We start from the raw sequence: 20959 nt of genomic DNA, 5'->3' as shown, positions 1-20959 counted from the left end.
GAGTGCGGCTCCTGCGTCGTGGCGGATAGCGGGATGTGACGTAGTCAACACCGATCGGCGGCAGGCATAATCATCTGATCGGATGAAGATCTGCCCTCGCATTTGTCCGATCGACCAAGATGGAGGTGCTCGATGTCCGACGGGGCCACAACGCTGCGCGAGCTGCTCGCCGCCCTCGACCACACCGTCGCCACCCTCGTCGACGCGCCCGCGGGCGATGAGGTCGCGGTGCGAACCGTTGCGCTGGCCGAGCCGGCCGACCTGCCCGAACACCTCAACGACGAGGGCGCGTTGCCCGAGGTGTATCTACTCGTCGGCGTCGATCCCGCCGCGACCGCGCGCTGGTTGCGCGAGGTCGTCGACCGCGACCCCGCTGCGCGGCCGCGAGTGCTGATGACCAAGAGCGCCAACGACTCGCCGGCGGTGCGCGCCGCTGCCCATGCCTCGGGTGTCGCGCTCGTGCACGTCCACCGGCAGGCGCGCTGGGACCAGGTGTTCTCGCTGATCCGCCGGATGCTGGCCCGTTCGCCCGGTCAGCGCGCCGCCTCCGACGAGCACGACCTGCTCGCCCCCGACACCGACCTGTTCGGACTGGCCCAGGTGCTGGCCAGGGAAACCGGCGGCATGGTCTCGATCGAAGACCCCCAGTCGCATGTCCTGGCCTACTCGGCCTCGGACGCGTCGGCCGACCAGCTGCGCATCCAGTCGATCCTCGGCCGGGAAGGCCCGAGCGACTACCTGCGGATCCTGCGTGAGTGGGGTGTGTTCGACCGGGTACGGCGCGGTGACGAAGTTGTCGACGTCCCGGAACATCCCGAGCTCGATATTCGGCGCAGACTCGTCGTCGGCATCCGGCGTGGGGAAGGCGCGCAATCCAGAATGCTCGGAACCATCTGGTTGCAGCAGGGCGCGGGCGCGCTGCGTCCCGACGCGGCGCAGGTGTTGCGTGGCGCGTCGGCGGTGGCAGCCAGGATCATCGCGCGGCGGCTGGACGCGCCCTCGACCGAGGCATTGCTGATCCGCAGATTGTTCGGCACGCACGGTGACGGCGTCGACGTGCCATCGGTGGCCGCCGCGCTGAACCTGCCGACGACCGGTCCCGCCGCGGTGATCGGGTTCGCACCGGTCGGACCCGCCGCGGGACTGGCCGCGTCGAGTGGCTTGATCCGGTTGCACGCCAGTGCTTTCCGCGATGATTCGGTCACCGAGTCGATCGGTGAGCGGGTCTATGTCCTGCTGCCCGCCTACCATTCCGAGCGCAGCGTCGGCTCGTGGGTGCGCAAGCTGGTCGCCCAGCTCGAGCAGACGCGCGAATTGATCGTGCGGGCCGCGATCGCCGCACCGGTCGCCGGTCTCACCGCGGTCGCTGCCGCGCGCGCCGAGGTCGACCGGGTGCTGGACAGCCCGGTCGCCGACCCCTCGGGCAGCCGGGTCGCCACGCTGGCCGACGCCAGGACCGCGGTGCTGCTCGCCGAGATCATGGAGCTGATCCGCGAGCGTCCGCGCCTGCACGATCCGCGCCTGGCCGCCCTCGACGCCTACGACCGAACTCACGCCGCCGACCTGCGCGTATCGGTGCAGGCGTATCTGCGCGCGCACGGGGAGGTGCGCGTCGCCGCGGCCACGTTGCGCGTGCATCCGAACACGCTGCGCTATCGGCTGCGGCGGGTGGAGACCGTTCTCGGCATCGACCTGACCGATCCCGAGGATCGGCTTCTGCTCGATATCCAGCTGGCGGCGCTGCCGACAATTCCGATTGCTCAGAGGTAACACAGGTATTGCAGTTAGTCTGCAATAGTGGTCCGGTTCGGACTGTCGTGGAACGAAGGAGTAGCGGTGAACAGTGCACACAGGGGTCGCGGCGAGCTGTCGCGGCGCGGGATGCTGGGTGTCGGAGTCGGCGCGGCCGCCGCGGTCGCGGTCGGCGCGACCGTCACCGGATGTGGTGACCAGCCGAGCGGAGTCACGCCGTCGAGCGCCCAGACCGAGCCGACCGAGGCCATCCTGGATGCCAACCGCGCGCTGGCCGACACGCTGCCCTTCGGCGACACCGCCGACTTCGCCGATGCCGACCGCGGCTGGATCGCCTCTCTCGAACCTGGCAAGGTGGCCGATCAGTCAGGGAAAGTGTTGTGGGACAACGACTCCTACGACTTCCTCGCCGGGTCCTGTCCGCAGTCGGTGAACCCGAGCCTGTGGCGCCAGTCCCAGCTCACCGTCAAGCAGGGCCTCTACGAGATCGCGCCGGGCTTCTATCAGATCCGTGGTCTCGACCTGTCGAACATGACGTTGATCGAAGGCGAGACCGGCGTGGTCGTCATCGATCCGCTGGTCTCCGCGGAGACCGCGGCCGCCGGACTCGCGCTCTATCGCGAACATCGCGGTGACCGGCCGGTCACCGGCCTGATCTACTCCCACTCCCATGTCGACCACTTCGGCGGCAGCTACGGCGTCATCACCCCGCAGGACGTCGCGGCCGGACGCTGCCCGGTGATCGCGCCCTCGGGGTTCATGGAGCACGCCGTCGCCGAGAACATCTACACGGGCACGGCGATGGCCCGTCGTGCCGCCTACATGTACGGCGCCGCCTTGCCCCGCGGCCCGAAGGGGCAGGTGGGATCCGGTCTGGGACAGACCACTTCGGTCGGCACGATCAGCCTGATCCCGCCCACCGTGCACGTCACCCGCACCGACCAGGAAGAGACGGTCGACGGTGTGCGGATGGTCTTCCAGCTGACGCCGGGCACCGAAGCGCCCTCGGAGATGAACTTCTACTTCCCCGACCGGCGCATTCTGTGTATGGCCGAGAACGCCACCCACACCATGCACAACATCGTGACCCTGCGCGGCGCGTTAGTCCGCGACCCGCATGTCTGGTCGAAATATCTCACCGATTCGATCAACCGCTACGGGCGCCGGTCCGATCTGGTGTTCTCCTCGCATCACTGGCCGGTCTGGGGTACCGATCGGATCGTGGAGTTCCTGTCGCTGCAGCGCGACATGTACGGCTACCTCAATGATCAGACGCTGCGACTGCTGAACCAGGGGTATGTCGGCGCCGAGATCGCCGACATGCTGCGAATGCCGCCCGCGCTCACCGCGTCGTGGTCGACGCACGGGTACTACGGCTCGGTGAGCCACAACGTCAAGGCGGTGTATCAGCGGTACATGGGCTGGTTCGACGGCAACCCGGCACACCTGTGGGAACACCCGCCGGTGGAGAACGCCCGACGCCACGTCGAGGCGATGGGCGGTGCCGACGCGGCACTGCGGACCGCGCAGAAGGCCTACGATGCCGCCGACTTCCGCTGGGTCGTGCAACTGGTGAACTACGTGATCTTCGCCGATCCGGCCAACAAGACGGCAAAGCACTTGCAGGCCAGTGCCTTCGAGCAACTCGCCTATGGTGCGGAGAACGCCACCTGGCGCAACTTCTATCTCAGCGGCGCCCACGAACTGCGCCATGGTTCCTTCGGCACGCCGACCACGGCCAACTCCGCGGCGATGGCCGCCGCGCTGAGCGTGGAGCAGGTGTTCGACGCGGTGTCGTTGCGCATCGACGGTCCGAAGGCCTGGGCTGCCCGAATGGCCACGGACTGGCGGATCAGCGACGAGGACAACCGCGTTCACCGCGTGGAACTGCGCAACGGCGTGCTCGTGCACCACGACCGATTCCCCGGTGACGCGCTGCCCGCGCCCGACGCGACGATCACCCTCACCCGCCGGACTCTGATCGCCACCCTGGTCGGCGGCGCTGACCTGCGCAAGGGTGTCGCGAGCGGTGACATCGCCATCGATGGCGACGTCACCGCCCTGGCGAAGCTGCCCGGCTTGATCGACAAGCCGGACCCGAACTTCGCCATCGTCACCCCGTGACGATGTCAGGACCCGGTGGGTACCTCGCCTACCGCCTTGGCCGGATCGATCACGCCGAACACCTCGCCCTGCGGCGCGGCTAGGATGCCCATCCGGCCGAACGGGCTGTCGTCGGGGCCCATGATCACCGAGGCGCCCAGCTCGGTGGCCCTGGCCAGGGATCCGTCGGCGTCGTCGACCTGGATCCAGGTGAGCCAGTAGGGCGGGGTGCTCAGCGCTGAGGCGTCCATCATGCCGCCGACTTCGCGGCTGTCACCGGGCAGTGCGAAGGTGGAATAGGTGAAGGTCTCCCCGTCGCCGATTTCGTTGTACTGCCAGCCGAACACCTTGTTGTAGAACTCGTGCGCCTGCTCGTAGGCAGGAGTGTGCAGTTCGTTCCAGCAATAGGCACCGTTCTGGTTGAATATGCCGGAACCGTTGTGCGCCTTGGCTTCCCACACGCCGAATACGCCGCCTGCCGGGTCGGCGGCGATGAACATGCGTCCCACGTCGAGCACATCGAACGGTGGCATGAACACCTGCCCGCCCGAGGAGCTCACGCGTTCGGCGATCTCGTCGGCGCGCTGCGCGGCGAAGTAGGTGGTCCACACCGACGGCATCGCCGCCATGTTCTGCGGTTTCGGGCCGATGCCCGCCGCAGGGCGGCCGTCGAGCGTGGCCATGAGATAGCCACCGGCTTCGGCGGGACTGTCCTGGACCTCCCAGCCGAACAGGGTGCTGTAGAAATCGCGGGCGGCGGTGGTGTCGTCCACCTGACAGTCGATCCAGCAGGGAGTTCCCTGCGGCCAGGCTTCGTCGCGTGTCGGCATGTCGAACGTCCTCCTCGGCGATGGATGAAGGCCGGCCCGAATCGCACCGGCACGAGGCAAGTCAACCACCGGACACCGACAAGAAGGAGGAGCCCGGAGCCGCGCTGAACTGGAACAACGCGTGTTCACAGCGACAGCCCGAGCGGGCCGAGGATCGCCTGACCAGCTCGTTACCGCTGTTACAGTTTCCGCGCCGATCGTGCGGTGGCTTGGTCAACGTTGGAGACGAACCGGTCGGGAGCGATGCATGGTGAGTAAAGGTTCGGAACGCGGGTTGGTCCGGATGCTGTCGACCATCCTCGCGGTGGTCGTCGTGCTCGGCTGCGGCGGTGGTCCCGCCGGTGGGCAGCCCCCGGACGCGCCGGCCGCGAAGTGGACCGCCCTGCACGACGGGCCGGGCGCCTACCCCGAGGTGCGGGTGGAGCGCGGCGTCCAGATCACGATGAGCGACGGCGTGGTGCTCAAGGCCGACGTCTACCGCCCCGCCGACGCCGCCGGCGTGATCGAGCAGAAGCCGCTGCCGGCAATCGTCAGCCTGACCCCCTATTCGAAACTCATGACCGGGCTGATCGAATCGGCCGCCGCGATTCCGGGCCTGCAGTCCACCGCCGTCGACATCGTGCGCAGGCTGAACCTGTCCGCCACCCCGATCAGTGGTTTCGGTGACCTCATGCAGGCACTGGACGGCGGCATGATCCAGACCATGCTCGGCGTCGACCGCAAACTCGTCAGAGCCGGATACACCGTCGTCGTGGCCGACGTACGCGGAACCGGGCTGTCCCAGGGTAAATGGGACACCCTCGGTACGCGCGAACAGCTCGACACCCTCGAAGTGATCGACTGGGCGGCCACGCAGCCGTGGTCGAACGGCCGCATCGGGATGAGCGGCGGCTCCTACTCCGGCATCAACCAGTTGCGTGCCGCCGAGAACGCACCGCCCGCGCTGCAGGCGATCTTCCCGGTCGAGCCGGGCAGCGACCTCATGCGTGACGTGGTCGCCCCGGGTGGCGGCGTGGGCACCACCTTCCTGCCGCTGTGGCTGAACTCGGTCAACCAGCTCAAACTCGTCCCCGACGTGGCCTCCATGGTCGACGGCAGCTTCGACTGGACCTGGTTCAACGACCGCATCGCCGATCCGACCACCAATTTCGACCTGCTCGCCCAGTCGCTGCTCACGCCGTCGCTGTCGAACATGCCGCCCGCGCTCGACGGCGCGCTCGACGACACCTCGGACTTCCGCGAGGCGATCATGGGCCACCCCGAGAACGTCACGGTGCCGACCTTTGTCTACGGCGGCTGGCACGACATCTTCGCCAACAGCGCGACCAAACTCTACGAACAGATCCCGCTGCCCGCCGGACGCAAGCAGCTCATCGTCGGCGACACCTATCACGCCAATCCCGGTGCAGGCACCGGTGTTCCCGGCGCGCCTCCGCGCCTGGACGTGCTGCAGCGGGCCTGGTTCGACAAGTGGCTCAAGGACATCGACAGCGGCATCGAAGAATTCGGGCCCGTCACGGTGAAACAGCAAGGCGGTAGCTGGGTTACGCTGCAGGAGTTCCCGCAGCCCGGTGTCACGCATCGCCGCGTCTACCTGTCCGCCGCGCCCAGCGGCAGCACCGAGGACAGTCTGCACGATGGATCGCTCAGCGCCACCGGGCCGGCCAGTACCGAAACACTCACCGTCGCACCAGGTTTGAATCAAGTCTGCTCGCGCGACGCGGCGCAGGGCTCGGCGGGCATGACGGCCGCCTTCGATACCTGCGCGAAGGACTCCCGCATCGCCGAACGCAACGGCCTCACCTTCACCAGCGCCCCGCTGACCGAACAGACGGTCATCTCGGGCCCGATCAACGTGCGGCTCAACACGATCCACGACGCCACCGACGGATTCTGGAACGTCACCGTCAACGATGTGGCACCCGACGGGACCTCGACCGTGCTCACCACCGGCCAGCTCACCTCGTCGATGCGGGCCGTCGACGAACGACGCAGCGCACGCTCGATCAACGGCGACTTCACCGCGCCTTTCAACCCGCTCACCGTCGACCGGCTGCTCCCGGTGGTACCCGGCGCACCCACCGCGATCGACATCGCCGTCATCCCGACCCAGGCGGTACTGGCACCGGGGCACCGGCTGCGCATCGACGTCTTCGCGGGCAACGCGCCCAAGGCCTTACCGTTCCGGCCGATGCTGAACGCCAGCGGCCTCGAGCCCCAGCACGTTCGCCTCGACCCCGCGGCGCCCAGTTTCGTCAACCTGCCCACCGACCGCCCGATTCCCTGACCGACCCTGGGGAATCGCCGCCGACTACCCTCGATCGAGCAGGATGCGTAGGCATGCTGTGCCGAGTTCTCTTCGACGAGGAGGTCGCTGTGGTCGAACCTGTCATCGTGGTGATGGGGGTGTCGGGATGCGGGAAGACGACGGTCGGCGCGCTGACCGCCGACCGTCTCGAGGTCCCGTACGCCGAAGGTGACGACTTCCATCCGCAGGCCAATATCGAGAAGATGGCCGCGGGCATTCCGCTCACCGACGAGGACCGGCTGCCCTGGCTCGACACCGTCGCAGACTGGCTCGCCGAACACCAGCAAACCGGTGGAGTAGCGACCTGCTCTGCGTTGCGGCGGATCTACCGTGACCGCCTGCGCGCGAAGGCACCGCAGACCTATTTCGTGCACCTGGCCGCCACCCGCGAGGAACTGCTGCGGCGGATGACCGGCCGACTCGGCCATTTCATGCCGACGATCCTGCTGGATTCCCAGCTCGACACCCTCGAACCGCTGCAATCCGACGAAGTGGGCGTCACCCTCAACGCGCTACAGCCGCCGAGCGCGCTCGTCTCCGAGGCCGTCGACGCCTGGATCGCCGCTCACCGCTGAAGCAGCGGATGCAGCTCTTCGACCGGCGCGAGCATCAGCAGCGCGCCCACGACCAGCGCCGCCAGACAGACGGCGGTGAAGAACAACACCCACAGCAGCGCGGGTAGGTGCGTCAACCGAGCCAACTGGTCCGCATCGGAATCCGAGCGACCAGGCTGCCTGCGTCGGCTCCGTTGTAGTTCGAAGACCGGCCGCACCGCGGCGGCCAGCAGGAACCACGCCGCCAGATACGCGAACGCGGCCTGCAGCAGATCGCTGCCGAACCAGGACACCCCGAACACCAGCGCACCGAGCACCACCACCGTGAGCAGCCCGTACATATTGCGCACCTTGATCAGCACCGCGGCCAGCATCACCAGCGTCGCCCACAGCATCACCGTGACCCGGCCCGTCCCGAGCAGCGCCGCATAGCCCAGCCCGAGCAGCGCGGGCGCCGGGTACCCGGCCGCCGCGGTGAGGATCATTCCGGGGCCACTCGGTTTGCCGCTCGATACCGTCAGCCCCGAAGTATCGGTGTGCAGGGTGATCGCGTGCAGCCTGCGTCCGGTGAGCAGCGCGACCAACGCGTGGCCACCCTCATGCGCCACCGTCACCGCGGCCCTGGTCAGCCGCCACAGCGGTCGGTATCCGACCAGGATCAGCGCCACCGCGGCGGTGGCGAGCACCAGCCACCACGCGGGCGCGGGTTGGGGTGCGAGGAGACGGTCGAGCAGTGAGCTGGCGGATCCGGTGTTCACCGCCGCACTTTACAGCGTGTCTGGAAAACCTCGATGGTTTCCAGACACCGCCCTTCTCGGGCGTTGTCGGTTCACGCCACAAGCGTGGCGTGAACCTCGGTTCCCGCGTCAACCGGGACGGTTTCACCGACACCCACAAGGTGTCGGTCAGTGCCTTCCCGTCGGCGGACTTTGGTAACCCGGCCTCCTGCTCGGGGGTCCGGGGATCGTGAAAAGTCTTGTTCCATCGTCGGCCATTGGGCGAGGTTGATCGCCGCGTTACGGTCACGGTCGGCACGAAACCCACACCCGCAGACGAATACTCGATCAGACAACGACAAGGCAGGGTTGACCGTGCCGCAAGCCGAGCAGCGTTTACTCGACGGATACCAACGATCCGCGACGGTGACCGTGCCACCACGCCATGCCTGTTTGTAGACCAACAGCCGAGCGAAGTCAGCCCAGCCGACATCGCTGATCGCGCGAGCCAGACAACGATTGCCGATCATCCCCGCCACGTTCAAGTCTTCGACAACGAGCCGGTCGTGAGTCTTGACCAGCTTGTTGGTGACCTGATGAGCGAAATGACGACGAATATTGGCGACCCTGTGATGGTGGCGGGCCAGCCGGGCGACCGCCTTCCGATGGTTGTGGGATCCTCTCTGTTTCCGAGCCGCTGACTTCGCCAGGTGTCGTTGCCGATCCAGTCCGGCGGCCAGTGGTTTGGGAGCGGTGTCGATGCGAGCGACCTCGGTTCCGTCGGCGGATGCGGCGACCGCGAAAGCGGTCAACCCGCGGTCTACCCCTACCCAACCACCATCATCGTCGTGTTCGCGTGGCCGGTGGTGGTGTGCCGGGTGCAGTTCGGATGCTTCGGTAGCCAGGCTGATCCACCAGCGTCGTGCACGAAAGGAGATCGTGGCGTAGAGGATCTTCGCCCGTTGCTTGCCGAGCATCCGCCGCAACCGGCGGGTGTCGTCACGCACTCTGATCGCGCCGATCCCCGGCAACGTCACCGCTCGAGCGATCTGGTCGTCGCCGATCCGGATCGCGGCCCGCCCAACCTTGCTGTTTTTGTTGCGGATCCGAAACGCCGGGACGGTTTTGTCCTTCTTCTTGAATCGGGGAAACCCGACCCGTTTACCCGCGCTTTTGCCGGTCCGGGAGTCCGAGAACGCGGCCAGGGCCCGACCGCAGTCAACCGCGGCTTCCTCGAAAACTTGCTGACACACCTGCGTACGCCACGCCAACCCGGTCACCTGTACTTCGGTGACCCCGTCCGCGCCAACCGCGAATACCCGGCCTGCGGCCTCGGTCTTCTTCCAGGTGTTGAACTCGTTGATCAGATCGAACCGGGTCCACGGGACCGGATATTCTGGGCAGGTTTTACGGTGGGTGAGTGCGGTTTTCACGAAACGCAGGCTTTGGTTGAACGCGAACCGAGCCGCACCGGCATGTCGGGCAAGTACGTCGGACTGCTCGACCGTGGGGTCGAGGCAGTACCGGAGTCGTGTGGCGGCTCATCATCGACGAGTGTGACACAAGCCACCGACACTGATTCGCGAGCCGACAGGTGTAGACGCCGTCAGCCCCCTCATAGGGGATGGTCCACCTTGCCGTGATCGCTGTCGTGTCATACCGCCGAGGACTCCGATGACCGAAGTTCTCAGACACGCTCTCAGACACCCTCTTACGGGCATATCCATTGTACGAGTAGCTGTTCGAGGTAATGCCGGTACCGGACGTGCAATTCGCGCACCGGCCCCGTGACGGTCCCCGTCGTGATAGCAATGGGCATGCAGATGCGCCCTCTCCGCTGGACTCCGCCGCGCCCCACCGCTCGTGCGCACCAGACCCACAGCGATCCGCCGATGCCGCCGACCCGGCTGTTGCCGCTGCCGGGAAGTGGCCCGGAGGACGTCGTGGTGCTGCCCGACGGCCGGCTCGTCACCGGGACCGACGACGGCGCGATCTGGCGGGTCGATCCGGCGAGTGGCACGGTCGAGCGGATCGCGGACGCCGGTGGCCGGCCACTGGGCATGCACGCCGACGCCGACGGCTCACTGCTGATCTGCGTCGCGGGCCGGGGCATCCTTGGCCTGGCCGAGGCGGGCGCCGAACTGGAAGTCGTCGTCGGTGAGCTCGACGGTGTCCCGATCGCGTTCCCCAGCAATGTGATTCGCGACGACGACGGCACGATCTACTTCACGATCTCGTCGCGGCGGTGGCCGTTCGAGGAGTGGATGACCGACATTCTGGAACATTCCGGCAGTGGACAGCTGGTCCGCCGCGATCCCGACGGACGTCTGGAGGTACTCGTCGACGGTCTCCAGTTCGCCAATGGCCTGGTACTCGCCCCGGACCGATCCTGTGTGCTGGTCGCCGAGACCGGGTCCTACCGGATCACGCGATACTGGCTGACGGGTCCGCGCGCAGGCACCACGGACTACGTCGCCGAGAACCTGCCCGGCTCACCCGACAACATGCTGATCGGCAGTGACGGACTGGTCTGGGTCGGCATCGTCTCGCCACGTAACCCGTTGCTGGACAAGCTCTTCCCGCTCCCCGGCATCGTGCGCCGAATCGTCGACGCGCTGCCGGATCGGCTGACACCCGCCCCTGTCCGATCGGTCTGGGTGCTCGCGCTCGACTTCGACGGCACCATCGTGCACGACCTGCAGCGCGACGGCGCCGACTACGCGTTGGTCACCGCGGTGGCCGAACACAACGGCACCCTCTACCTGGGCAGCCTGTCCGAACCCGCGATCGCGGTGACCTCGGTACCGGCGACCTGACCTCAGCGGCGAACGCTGGACGGCACCGGATGGTCCGGCTCGAGCGCGGGCAGCCCGTCGATGCTGGTGGCGTTGTCACCGGCGATGCGCCGGGCGAAATCGGCGTCGGTGCGGCGGGTGTGGGCCTCGTCGAGGATGAAGCGCTCCTCGACGAGGTCCAATTTGGGCACCGACCAGCCACACGAGTCGGCGATCCGGTCGACCGAGATCTTCACCACCGACCGGATGCCGGTGTGGCCGGTGCCGAAATATTCACGCAGCGTGTCGAATTCGTCGGAGTCGGGGCGAACGACGCGGCCTGCGCCGAAGAGCCGGAGGATGCGGGCGGTGCGGGTGAACGAGCAGAACATCACGGTGATCCGGCCGTTGTCGCGCAGGTGGGCGATCGTTTCCGAACCGCTGCCGAACAGATCCAGGTAGGCGACGGTGTGGTCGTCGATCACGGCGAAGGTATCGCGATAACCCTTGGGGGAGACGTTGACGTGGCCGCCGACGGAGGGAGCGGTGCCGATGAAGAACATCGGCTGTTCGGTGATGAATGCCCGCAGCTTGTCGTCGATCCGATCGAACACCTTGCCCATTGCACACTCTCTTGTCCCACCAGTCGGTGAGCTCCCCGCGTCCACTGTATCGACCCATCGAATTGGGACGGCCGTTCGGTTCACGGTGAGGGTTACCGCAGACGCCGACCGCGCGGTGTCCGACGATGTCTCCTATGACGCAGACCGCACCGAGCCCCGCCCACCCCGTCCAGCAACGCTACGCGGACCAGGCCACCGAGATTCCCGCCCAATGGAATCCGGTGCTCGAGGTCCTGCACGCGCACAAGTCGGTGCGCCGCTATCTCCCGGATGCCGTGTCGCCGGAGACGATTCGGCTGTTGGTGTCGGCCGCGCAATCCGCGGCCACCTCGTCGAACCTGCAGGTGTGGAGCGTCATCGAGGTGCGTGATCCGGCGCGCCGGGCCAGGCTGGCCGCGATAGCGGGTGGTCAGGCTCATATCGAGCAGGCGCCGGTGCTACTGGTGTGGACCGCCGACTTCGCCCGGCTACGTCAGCTCGCCGACGATCACGGCGCTCCGCTGGAAGGCGCCGACTACCTCGAATCCAGCTACGTCGGTTTCGTCGACGCCGCGCTCGCCGCGCAGAACGCGGTGGTGGCCGCCGAATCCCTCGGCCTGGGCACGGTCTACATCGGCGCGCTGCGCAACGACCCGGAAGCGGTCGCGGCCGAGCTGAATCTGCCCGATCACGTCTTCGCGGTCTTCGGCCTGGTTGTCGGCCACCCGGACCCGGCGGAGGGCACCAGGGTCAAGCCGCGCCTATCGCAGGCGGCGGTGCTGCACCACGAGACCTACGACCTCCTCGCCCAGCGTGCGCCGGTCGCCGAGTACGAACAGCGGATCGGCGAGATCTACACCGATCAGGGCCTGCCGTTCTCGTGGACCGAGCGCACCCTGGCCCGCTTGGCCTCGGCGGCATCCCTCAACGGCCGTCACCGTCTACGGGAGTCCTTGGCCGCCAGGGGATTCCGGCTGCGCTGAGCGGGCAGGACCGCTCAGCCGTCGATCGCCTTCTTCGTCAGGTCGAGCGAGCGGATGCGGGCGTCGAGGTCGTAGACGAGGGTGTTGAGCATGAGCTCGTCGGGGGAGGTGGCGTCGAGCAGCTGCGCCGCCTGGGCACGTACCGTCTCCGGCGAACCCTGCAACTGCCCGGCCCCGCGCTGCGCGGCGAAGTGGCGTTCGGCGTCGTTGCCGGGGAAGCCCGCTGCCTGCTCCGGCGTGGCCAGTGCCTGCGGACGACCCGAGCGCAAGTTGGCGAAGGCGAGATCACGGGGTGCGGCGAGGCGGTCGGCCTCGGCGTCGGTGTCGGCGCAGATCGCGGAGGCGGCCACGATCGTGTACGGCTCGCTCAGGGTCTGCGACGGCCGGAAGTTGTCGCGGTAGAGCGTCAGCGCGGCGACGGTGTTGTCCGGCGCGATGTGGTGGGCGAACGCGAACGGCAGACCCAGCACCGCGGCGACCTGTGCGCTGTAGCCACTCGAACCGAGCAACCACACCTCCGGTTCCGCGCCGAGTCCAGGGCTTGCCACGATCCCGTTCGGATCGGCGCCACGGAAGAAGCCGATCAGCGCGGTGAGCTCCTGGGGAAACGCGTCACCGCCGAGCCCTTCGGCACTGCGGCGCAGTGCGCGCGCGGTCACTGGATCGGTGCCGGGTGCGCGTCCGATCCCGAGATCGATCCGTCCGGGATGCAGCGACTCGAGGGTGCCGAACTGTTCGGCGACCACCAGCGGCGGATGATTCGGCAGCATCACCCCGCCCGAACCGACCCTGATCCGCGAGGTGGAAGCGGCCAGATGCGCCAGCACCACCGCGGGCGCCGCACTCGCGATGCCGGGCATGTTGTGATGCTCGGCCACCCAGAACCGGCGAAAGCCCTGCTCTTCGGCGTGCTGTGCGAAGCGCGTCGTCGCGTGCAACGCCGCACCCGCCGTCGCATCGGACTGCACCGGTGCCAGATCCAGAACCGACAGCGTGACGGCGCTCATGAGCCTCCTCGAGTGTGTATCAACCCCTATGGAAGCCAACCCGCGCCGGGCCGCCGGTATTTCCGCGCACCGGTGGCGGTGACACCGGCCACGGTAGCCGGGCGGTAGCGTGCACGACTGACCGATGCGACGGAAGGACTGTTCGATGTCAGCTGACGGCTCCGGCCTATCCACGGATGCCGCCGAGGCGCCCGCCCAGACGGCCGGATCGGAGGGATACGAGCGCGGCCTGAACCCGCGCACCATCCAGATGATCGCCATCGGCGGTGCGATCGGCACCGGCCTGTTCTACGGCTCCGGCGCGGCGATCGAACAGGCAGGTCCGTCGCTGATCCTGGCCTACCTCGCTGCCGGTCTGGCGATCTTCGTCATCATGCGCGCGCTCGGCGAGCTGCTGACCTACCGCCCCGTGTCGGGCAGTTTCGCCGAGTACGCGCACGAGTTCCTCGGTCGTTTCGCCGGTTTCGCGACCGGCTGGTCGTACTGGGCGGTGTGGGTGTCCACCTGCATGGCCGAGATCACCGTGGCCGGTCACTACGTCCAGTACTGGTTCGACATCCCGCAGTGGGTGACCGCGCTGGTAGTGCTCGCGGTGCTGTTCGCCGCGAACCTGATCTCGGTGCGGTTCTTCGGCGAGGGCGAGTTCTGGTTCTCCGCCATCAAGATCACCGCCATCCTCGCGATGATCCTGATCGGCATCGGTGTCCTGGTTTTCGGTTTCGGTCATGCCGCCGACCCGACGGTGACCAATCTGTGGGCCGACGGCGGGATGTTCCCGCACGGCTTCGGCCAGACCCTGCTGGTCTTGCAGATCGTCGTGTTCGCCTATGTCGGTGTCGAACTGGTCGGTGTGACGGCGGGGGAGGCCCGCGACCCGAAGACCACCCTGCGCAAGGCGATCAACACCCTGCCGTTCCGCATCGGGCTGTTCTATGTCGGTGCGCTCGTGGTGATCATGTCGGTGGCGAGCTGGCGCAGCTTCCACGCGGGCCGCAGCCCGTTCGTCGAGGTGTTCGAGCAGATCGGTATCCCCGCCGCGGCGGGCATCATCAACTTCGTGCTGCTCACCGCGGCGCTTTCCTCATGCAACTCCGGCATCTACTCCACCGGCCGGATGCTGCGCAGCCTGGCTCTGCGCGACGAAGCGCCCGCGAAATTCGCGACGCTGAGCAAGCAGTCGGTGCCGTTCACCGGCATCTGCGCCTCGGCGGGCGCGATGGTGATCGGGGTGCTGGTGAACCTGATCTCGCCGGACAAGGCCTTCGCCTACATCACCTCGGTGAGCACCGTCGGCATCATCGTCGTGTGGAGCGTGATTCTGGTGTGCCACAGCAAGTATCGCGCCAAGGTGCGGGCGGGCGAACTGCCCGGTAGCGACTACCGGCTGCCTGGTGCGCCCGTAACCACCTGGGCCGCACTGGGTTTCCTCGGCTTGGTCGTGGTTCTGTTGCTGTGGACCGATGGTGGACGCACCGCGCTGGTCGTCGGCGCGGTCTGGGCGGCACTGGTATGCGCGGGCTATTACGCCTTCGGCCGCCGCGAGGCCGTGCACACCCGATAGCCCCGTTTGCTGGAAAGCCGCTGGCAGAGAGCCGTTTTCTGTCATACCCCCCCGGTATCGTCGAAGTGTCACACAACCAGCCCGGACGCGAGTGTGGCCGGGCGGTGCGAGAACGGGGGCACACGAGATGAGTGACGAGAACAGCGGCGATCTGCGGCCGCCACGCCAGCACGGAACCACCTGGCGGGAATCGGAATACCGGATACTGGCCGACGATCTGCGCGCGGGTGCCGATCTCGCCCGCACGGCGATCACGGTGGGGCGCACCGAATCGGCGGTGCGCACCGCACTGCGGAATTTCGTGCCACCAGAGGAACGGGTAGCGACCGCCGAACGGGAGCGCTGGATCCGCACACGCCTTGTCGCCGAGCCGGAGTGGGACTGGTGGGCGGTAGTGATCGACCACCACCGCCGCTCCCGCAGCGGCCTGTGGTTCACCCGGCACGAGCACTGCGCCCGCATCGGCTGGCGCAGACGCACTCCCATGCCCGCACTCGCCCAGGAACTGGCCACCTCGGAACTGTCGGTCGCCGAGCTGCTGCGCGCGCTGGGGTTGGTCGAGAGCATCGAGGAAGCCGCCGACCGCCTCGGTGCCACCCCGGGTCTCGCCCTGGCCAAACGAGTCACCGCCCGCCGCGACGACGCCGTCGGCGCGCGCTGGATCCTGGTCGTCGACGGTGCCGCGGGCACCACCCGTCCCCGCAACGCCCCGGTTCGCCGTCAGCTGTCCCTGCACGAAACCCGCGCCGCCGCCGAAGCCGAACGCGACCGAATCCTGTCCTGGCACCGGCGCATCGGATCCGAGGAACCCGAGGCGGTCGTCTGGTGGACCATCGCCGAACGCGGGCTCGGCGCCACCGTCGGCCACACCCGGTGTGGCACCCTCGACCCGGCTGCCACCGGCGGCCAACTCCGCGCCGAAGCCCTTGCGGTCGGTGACATCATCCGCGTTCCCGTCCCCGACGGGGGCCACCTCCAAGACCGCATCACCGCGATAGCCCACTATGCCCCGACCGGTCCGATCACCGTCGACCTCGCCCCGGTAGCCAACTCGCGCGTCCGCCGCGTCGTCGAGTTCGCTCCCGACGAGCTGGTCGATGTGGTTCACAAACAGCAGGACTGACCGCGATCCGCCGCACCCGCCCGGTGCGGCGGATCGCCCGACCTCGGTCGGCGATCCCGGAGTTTCTACGCGGTGGCTTCGGGTCCCCGGTTGAGCGGAAACAGGATCGGGCTGAGCAGATTCTCGGACCGACCCGGCGTCGCCGCGTTGTCGAACTGCGGTGCGATCGCGGCGCGCAGGCCGGTGATCAGCTGCGCGAGTTCGTCGGGGTCGAGCCACAGCGAGTGCTGTCGAAAACCGACGAGGTCGTCCACCGGATCGGCGCGGTCATCGGTGATATAGGCGTCGAATTCGGCGAGCAGCGTGGCCATCGCGGCGACGAAGATCTGGCGCTGGTCCGTCGGGGTCACGGCGGCGCCGTCGATGCGCGCGCGTTCGCGGCGCAGCCGGTAGCGCCGTTCGACCGCCCCGCGCACGGGCCCGCACCCGGCGGTCGTCCTCCTGTCCGGTGGCGGCGCGTTCGACCGTGATGGAACGATCGGCCCGAACCAGATCTACCGCGACCTCGCGTGGGGATTGGCCTGCCGCGGCATCGCGGTCCTGCGCTTCGACAAGGTCACCCTCACCCATGCCGACACGGTCGCGGCCACAGCGGAGTTCACCCTGCGTGAGGAATACCTTCCCCATGCCCTTGCTGCGATCGAAATCCTCAGCGCGGCGACGGATGTCGATGCGAGGCGAATCCATCTGGTCGGCCACAGCATGGGCGGCAGGATCGCGCCGCGCGTGGCGGAGGCCGCCGGCTCGGTCGCCGGGATCGTGGCGCTGGCCGGTGACACGGAGCCGATGTGGTGGTCGATGGTGCGAGTTCTGCGCCACCTCGCGGAGATAGATCCGGCTGCCGTCGCGGCATTTCCGCCGGTCGAGACGGTCATCGGGCGGCCCGGCATCGCCGGGGTTAACTTAGAAGAAACCGTGTCTGTTTACGGTTTATTGTGCGATGCTGATGTCATGTCGACACAGCGAATCCGGCGAACGCAGGCCGAACGACGGAGTGAGACGCGCCGCGTCGTCCTCGACGCGGCGTTCGACGCGTTGGTGGAGTTCGGCTTTCGTGGGACGACGACCAGTGAGGTCGCTCATCGCGCAGGGGTGTCGATGGGCGCCCTGCTGCACCATTTTCCCGCCAAATCCGAACTGCTCACCGCGGCGGTCGGCCACGCGTTCGACCGTCGGATCGAGGAGTATCAGGAGTCCATGGCGCGTCGGGACCCCACCGCCGACCCCATCGACAGTGCCCTGGACATGTTGTGGGCGATGTATTCGCGACCCACTTTTCTCGCCTGGAACGAATTGTGGACCGCGGCCCGCACCGATCCCGAGCTGGCTACCGCCGTCGCGGCGATGGACCGCCACTTCCTTGCCGCGAGCGAGCACGTCTACGCCGCGCTGTTCCCCGACATCGAATTCGATCCGAGAACCACGCTGCACCTGGTGTATTCGCTGATGACAGGGCTGGCCGTCGCCGATTCACTGCCCGGTCACCAGCCCTACGACGCCGCGGCGGTCCTCGACCTGTTCAAGACGATGGTGCGCGCCCAGCTCGCCGACGATCCAGCACCGGCAGACGCCTGAAACGGAGTTCCCATGGCACACGAACCGACCGCCGGAAAACGCCTGCCCCGAGTCCGTCGCATCCGCTTCGACTATCCCAGTGGATCATTGGATCGCCACTACGTCGACGGTGACCTGGTCTCGAGCCATCTGATCGCCTACCTGTCCGCGACGTTTCCCGAAGGCGAGGAGTTCTTCGTCCGCTCGGTGCGCACGTTCGCGGACGAGATCACCGATCCGGGCCTCCTGCGTGAGGTTCGCGGTTTCGTCGGACAGGAAGTGACCCACGGTCGCGAGCACCGCGTGCTCAACGAGCGGCTCGCGCAGATGGGCTACCCGACCCGATGGGAGGACCGCACCACACATCGGATCCTCGCCACCTACGAACGGGTCTTCTCGCCGTTGACGTGCCTGGCGATGACGGTCGCACTGGAGCATTTCACCGCGGTGCTCGCCGAAACCCTGCTCACCGACGAACGCGCCCGCCAGCTGCTGGGCTCGACCGAGGTCCGGTCCATGCTGCTGTGGCACGCCGTCGAGGAATCCGAACACCGTGCCGTCGCCTTCGATGTCTATCGCAGTGTCGGTGGTGGCGAACGACGGCGAATCATCGTGATGGGAGCGATCATCGCCCTGTTCGGTGCCGGCATCGCCGCGCACACCGCGGTGTCACTGCTGGGTGACCGCACGGCCTATCACCCGCTCGTGCTCGGCAAGAGTCTGGCGAAGCTTCGGCATTCCCCGTTCGTCGCGCGGTCGGTCCGCCGCCGCGTGCGCGACTACCTCCGGCCGGGATTCCATCCCGACGATGTCGACAACGCCGCCGTCCTCGAACGGTGGACCACCGAACTGTTCGGCACCGATGGCTCCCTGACCGACCATCTCCACTGACGCGTAGCGACCCGCGGGTAGCGAATGGTGGTGGTAGGCAGGAAGAATCGCCGGTATGGATTGGACCAATGTGTCAGTCGCCGCGATCACTGTGGTCGGCACGCTCGGTGGCGGAATCGTCACGCAGGTGTTCGCGATTCGCAGCAAGCGGATCGACGCGCAGATGCAGCGTGTCTATCGAACAGAGGAACTGCGCGAGCTCGGTCGCAAAGAGGCGACCGATGAGAAGCGAGTGATCTACGCGGCTCTCAACACCGCGGCTCATTCCCTGCGTGCCGCGGCACGCAGCTACCTCGATGAGAAGCGCGATGGGCGTAATCCTGACCTCGCCGGACTGGAGGGGGCGTGGGATACCCTGCGCGAGAGCTATTCACGTGCGCAGATGGTGTTGTCGGATCGGGCGATCGACTTCGCGTCCGAGGCGAATCGTTGCCTCGGCATCGGCCATCGAGCGGTGCTCGAAGTGGACGCGAGCGATCCCGCGGCGGTCGCGGCGGTGGATTTCTACGTGAACGACACTCTGGGATTCGCCGTGCGCCTGCTACGTAGCGGGATTCGAGAGGATCTCGGGCTCGAATCAGCCGCCGATATCGATCTGAACGAACGGCTCGCAACCCTCAAAGAGACGCGCAAGGAGTTCGATCGTCGCGACACCCCGCAACCGGATCCGCACGGCTGAGCGCCGACGCTAGGTGACCGGGGCGCGGCCACCGGATGCGCGGCCCGGCATGGTCGCGGCGGCGATGAGCATGATCACAGCCATGGCCAGCATGGCGACGAACACCAGGTGGATGCCGTGGGCGAGTTCGCTGGATGCCGGGTGGTCGGGGTCGCGGATGCCCGCGTTGACGATGGCGCCGAACACCGCCACGCCCAGCGCGCTACCGAGGGAGCGGGCGAACATATTGGCGGAGGTGACGACGCCACGTTCGTGCCATTGCGCGCTGGCCTGTGCCGCAATGAGGGTGGGGGAGGCGACCAGGCCCATGCCGCTGCCGATCAGGAAACACGAGGCCGCGATCTGCCAGGGGCTCGCCTGGGGGCCAACGAGTAGCGTGGTCGCGCAGCCGAGCACGGCGATCGTGCTGCCGATCACGCCGCTGATGCGAAAGCCCCAGCGCAGGTACAGCTTTCCGGACAGGGTGGCGGCGAGCGGCCAGCCGAGGGTGAGTCCACCGACGGTGAGACCGGCCACCAGCGCGCTCGTCCCGAGCACGCCCTGGGCGAACGTCGGCACATACGAGGTCAATCCGAGCACGACGGCGCCGACCAGCAGGGAGACCGTGCTGCTCGCGATCACCACCCGCCGGGTGAAGATCCACAGCGGCAGAATCGGATTCGCTGTCCGCAACTCGACGACCGCGAACAGTACGAGCACCGCCACGCTGCCCACGAACAGGGTCAGGGAGATCGGCGAGGTCCACTGCCACGCCTGCCCACCTTCGAGCAAGGCCAGGATCAAGGCACCCGCCCCGACGGTGAGCAGGATCGCGCCGAGGTAGTCGATTCGCTGGGTGCTGCGCACCGCCGATTCGGTGAAGTGGCGCACCAACATCCAGCCCGCGACCGCGCACAGCGGCAGGTTGATCAGGAAGATCCACCGCCAGCTCAGATGGTCGGCGAACAGACCGCCGAGCAGCGGCCCGAGCACGGCCGAGCTCGCCCACACCCCGGCCAGATAACCCTGGACCTTGGCGCGTTCGGCCAGCGTGTACAGGTCACCGGCGATCACCATGGTCATCGGCTGGATCGCACCCGCCCCGATGCCCTGGATCGCCCGAAAAGCGATGAGCGCCACCATGCTCGTGGCCAGTCCGCACAGCAGTGACCCCACCGCGAACGCCACGATCCCGAACAGGATGACCGGCTTGCGCCCCACCATATCGGCGAGCTTGCCGTAGATCGGCACCGTAACAGCCTGCGCGAGAAGGTAGATGGAGAACAACCACGGGAACATCGCGAACCCGCCGAGGGTGTCGGTGATGGTGAGGACCGCGGTCGCGATGATGGTCGAGTCGAGGGCGACCAGCCCGGTGGAGAGCATGAGCGAGGCGAGAATCGCACCTCGTTCCGAACGCAGGCCGACGGCCGGGCTCACGGTATCGGTCGCCACCGAGGTCCTCTCATTGCTCTGACTAACCACTCGGTTCAAGGTATCGGCCGCATGGTTGTTCCCGCGCGCCATTTTCCCAGGGTGTGAC

Annotated in this window: 17 protein-coding genes and 1 pseudogene; 11 read left to right on the top strand and 7 right to left on the bottom strand. The window is 67.4% G+C overall.

Annotation, left to right across the window (positions count from 1 at the left end; translation table 11 throughout):
- Positions 1 to 132 precede the first annotated feature (132 nt).
- Positions 133 to 1770 (top strand): PucR family transcriptional regulator, encoded by a 1638-nt coding sequence (locus ACFWO8_RS15385; protein ID WP_378950266.1) that lies wholly within the window; start codon positions 133 to 135, stop codon positions 1768 to 1770.
- Between the two features lie 111 nt (positions 1771 to 1881).
- On the top strand, positions 1882 to 3876 hold the full coding sequence (locus ACFWO8_RS15380) for an alkyl/aryl-sulfatase (protein ID WP_378950931.1): 1995 nt from the start codon (positions 1882 to 1884) through the stop codon (positions 3874 to 3876).
- Between the two features lie 5 nt (positions 3877 to 3881).
- Here ACFWO8_RS15380 and ACFWO8_RS15375 read toward each other — a convergent pair whose 3' ends face one another.
- The gene (locus ACFWO8_RS15375; protein WP_378950264.1) at positions 3882 to 4685 is read right to left on the bottom strand and encodes a VOC family protein; all 804 of its coding nucleotides are present in this window, start codon (positions 4683 to 4685) and stop codon (positions 3882 to 3884) included.
- A 247-nt stretch (positions 4686 to 4932) separates the two neighbouring features.
- Here ACFWO8_RS15375 and ACFWO8_RS15370 point away from each other — a divergent pair, with 247 nt between their 5' ends.
- Both ACFWO8_RS15370 and ACFWO8_RS15365 read left to right on the top strand, forming a co-directional pair.
- The gene (locus ACFWO8_RS15370; RefSeq protein WP_378950262.1) at positions 4933 to 6972 is read left to right on the top strand and encodes a CocE/NonD family hydrolase; all 2040 of its coding nucleotides are present in this window, start codon (positions 4933 to 4935) and stop codon (positions 6970 to 6972) included.
- A 113-nt stretch (positions 6973 to 7085) separates the two neighbouring features.
- Positions 7086 to 7568 carry a gluconokinase gene (locus ACFWO8_RS15365; protein ID WP_378950928.1) on the top strand — a complete coding sequence of 161 codons (483 nt, stop codon included), beginning with the start codon at positions 7086 to 7088 and terminating at the stop codon, positions 7566 to 7568.
- On the opposite strand, the gene ACFWO8_RS15360 is transcribed toward ACFWO8_RS15365, so the two are convergent.
- Both ACFWO8_RS15360 and ACFWO8_RS15355 read right to left on the bottom strand, forming a co-directional pair.
- Positions 7559 to 8305: a M50 family metallopeptidase gene (locus ACFWO8_RS15360; RefSeq protein ID WP_378950260.1), complete on the bottom strand. Its 747-nt coding sequence runs from the start codon at positions 8303 to 8305 to the stop codon at positions 7559 to 7561. The genes ACFWO8_RS15365 and ACFWO8_RS15360 overlap by 10 nt on opposite strands.
- 71 nt (positions 8306 to 8376) lie before the next feature.
- Positions 8377 to 9783: pseudogene (locus ACFWO8_RS15355) on the bottom strand (RNA-guided endonuclease InsQ/TnpB family protein); the annotation flags it as partial.
- Positions 9784 to 10080: 297 nt separating this feature from the next.
- Here ACFWO8_RS15355 and ACFWO8_RS15350 point away from each other — a divergent pair.
- Positions 10081 to 11079 carry an SMP-30/gluconolactonase/LRE family protein gene (locus ACFWO8_RS15350; protein ID WP_378950258.1) on the top strand — a complete coding sequence of 333 codons (999 nt, stop codon included), beginning with the start codon at positions 10081 to 10083 and terminating at the stop codon, positions 11077 to 11079.
- 2 nt (positions 11080 to 11081) lie between these two features.
- Here the strand turns inward: ACFWO8_RS15350 and ACFWO8_RS15345 are convergent, their stop codons facing one another.
- Positions 11082 to 11660 carry a pyridoxamine 5'-phosphate oxidase family protein gene (locus tag ACFWO8_RS15345; RefSeq protein WP_378950256.1) on the bottom strand — a complete coding sequence of 193 codons (579 nt, stop codon included), beginning with the start codon at positions 11658 to 11660 and terminating at the stop codon, positions 11082 to 11084.
- Positions 11661 to 11794: 134 nt separating this feature from the next.
- On the opposite strand from ACFWO8_RS15345, the gene ACFWO8_RS15340 reads away from it, so the two are divergent.
- Positions 11795 to 12622, top strand: a complete 828-nt coding sequence (locus ACFWO8_RS15340; protein WP_378950253.1) for an NADPH-dependent oxidoreductase — start codon at positions 11795 to 11797, stop codon at positions 12620 to 12622.
- Between the two features lie 14 nt (positions 12623 to 12636).
- Here ACFWO8_RS15340 and ACFWO8_RS15335 read toward each other — a convergent pair whose 3' ends face one another.
- Positions 12637 to 13629 (bottom strand): LLM class flavin-dependent oxidoreductase, encoded by a 993-nt coding sequence (locus tag ACFWO8_RS15335; RefSeq protein WP_378950251.1) that lies wholly within the window; start codon positions 13627 to 13629, stop codon positions 12637 to 12639.
- Between the two features lie 145 nt (positions 13630 to 13774).
- Between ACFWO8_RS15335 and ACFWO8_RS15330 the strand changes: the two genes are divergently transcribed.
- A complete protein-coding gene (locus ACFWO8_RS15330; RefSeq protein ID WP_378950249.1) occupies positions 13775 to 15190 on the top strand; it encodes an amino acid permease in 1416 nt (471 codons plus the stop codon).
- A gap of 127 nt (positions 15191 to 15317) precedes the next feature.
- Complete coding sequence (locus ACFWO8_RS15325) at positions 15318 to 16313, top strand: hypothetical protein (protein ID WP_378950247.1); 996 nt, start codon at positions 15318 to 15320, stop codon at positions 16311 to 16313.
- Positions 16314 to 16378: 65 nt separating this feature from the next.
- On the opposite strand, the gene ACFWO8_RS15320 is transcribed toward ACFWO8_RS15325, so the two are convergent.
- Positions 16379 to 16729 carry a hypothetical protein gene (locus ACFWO8_RS15320; RefSeq protein ID WP_378950245.1) on the bottom strand — a complete coding sequence of 117 codons (351 nt, stop codon included), beginning with the start codon at positions 16727 to 16729 and terminating at the stop codon, positions 16379 to 16381.
- 100 nt (positions 16730 to 16829) lie between these two features.
- Between ACFWO8_RS15320 and ACFWO8_RS15315 the strand changes: the two genes are divergently transcribed.
- From ACFWO8_RS15315 to ACFWO8_RS15305, 3 genes are read left to right on the top strand one after another with little or no spacing between them, the layout of a single operon-like run.
- Positions 16830 to 17888 (top strand): TetR family transcriptional regulator, encoded by a 1059-nt coding sequence (locus ACFWO8_RS15315; protein WP_378950243.1) that lies wholly within the window; start codon positions 16830 to 16832, stop codon positions 17886 to 17888.
- Between the two features lie 12 nt (positions 17889 to 17900).
- Positions 17901 to 18758 (top strand): metal-dependent hydrolase, encoded by an 858-nt coding sequence (locus tag ACFWO8_RS15310; protein ID WP_378950241.1) that lies wholly within the window; start codon positions 17901 to 17903, stop codon positions 18756 to 18758.
- A 55-nt stretch (positions 18759 to 18813) separates the two neighbouring features.
- On the top strand, positions 18814 to 19437 hold the full coding sequence (locus ACFWO8_RS15305) for a hypothetical protein (RefSeq protein WP_378950239.1): 624 nt from the start codon (positions 18814 to 18816) through the stop codon (positions 19435 to 19437).
- A gap of 9 nt (positions 19438 to 19446) precedes the next feature.
- On the opposite strand, the gene ACFWO8_RS15300 is transcribed toward ACFWO8_RS15305, so the two are convergent.
- Complete coding sequence (locus tag ACFWO8_RS15300; RefSeq protein ID WP_378950237.1) at positions 19447 to 20871, bottom strand: MDR family MFS transporter; 1425 nt, start codon at positions 20869 to 20871, stop codon at positions 19447 to 19449.
- Positions 20872 to 20959 lie beyond the last annotated feature (88 nt).

Origin of the sequence: Nocardia sp. NPDC058480 (genome assembly GCF_042720495.1) — a bacterium.
GTDB lineage: Bacteria > Actinomycetota > Actinomycetes > Mycobacteriales > Mycobacteriaceae > Nocardia.
This window is presented reverse-complemented; position numbering and strand designations above follow the sequence as displayed.

Bases quoted from the DNA above. Each gene is read 5' to 3' on its own strand.
- ACFWO8_RS15350 (WP_378950258.1), top strand. From the start codon at position 10,081: ATGCAGATGCGCCCTCTCCGCTGGACTCCGCCGCGCCCCACCGCTCGT.
- ACFWO8_RS15345 (WP_378950256.1), bottom strand. From the start codon at position 11,660: ATGGGCAAGGTGTTCGATCGGATCGACGACAAGCTGCGGGCATTCATC.
- ACFWO8_RS15330 (WP_378950249.1), top strand. From the start codon at position 13,775: ATGTCAGCTGACGGCTCCGGCCTATCCACGGATGCCGCCGAGGCGCCC.
- ACFWO8_RS15385 (WP_378950266.1), top strand. From the start codon at position 133: ATGTCCGACGGGGCCACAACGCTGCGCGAGCTGCTCGCCGCCCTCGAC.
- ACFWO8_RS15380 (WP_378950931.1), top strand. From the start codon at position 1,882: ATGCTGGGTGTCGGAGTCGGCGCGGCCGCCGCGGTCGCGGTCGGCGCG.
- ACFWO8_RS15340 (WP_378950253.1), top strand. From the start codon at position 11,795: ATGACGCAGACCGCACCGAGCCCCGCCCACCCCGTCCAGCAACGCTAC.
- ACFWO8_RS15375 (WP_378950264.1), bottom strand. From the start codon at position 4,685: ATGCCGACACGCGACGAAGCCTGGCCGCAGGGAACTCCCTGCTGGATC.
- ACFWO8_RS15335 (WP_378950251.1), bottom strand. From the start codon at position 13,629: ATGAGCGCCGTCACGCTGTCGGTTCTGGATCTGGCACCGGTGCAGTCC.
- ACFWO8_RS15365 (WP_378950928.1), top strand. From the start codon at position 7,086: ATGGGGGTGTCGGGATGCGGGAAGACGACGGTCGGCGCGCTGACCGCC.
- ACFWO8_RS15370 (WP_378950262.1), top strand. From the start codon at position 4,933: ATGGTGAGTAAAGGTTCGGAACGCGGGTTGGTCCGGATGCTGTCGACC.
- ACFWO8_RS15305 (WP_378950239.1), top strand. From the start codon at position 18,814: ATGGATTGGACCAATGTGTCAGTCGCCGCGATCACTGTGGTCGGCACG.
- ACFWO8_RS15325 (WP_378950247.1), top strand. From the start codon at position 15,318: ATGAGTGACGAGAACAGCGGCGATCTGCGGCCGCCACGCCAGCACGGA.
- ACFWO8_RS15310 (WP_378950241.1), top strand. From the start codon at position 17,901: ATGGCACACGAACCGACCGCCGGAAAACGCCTGCCCCGAGTCCGTCGC.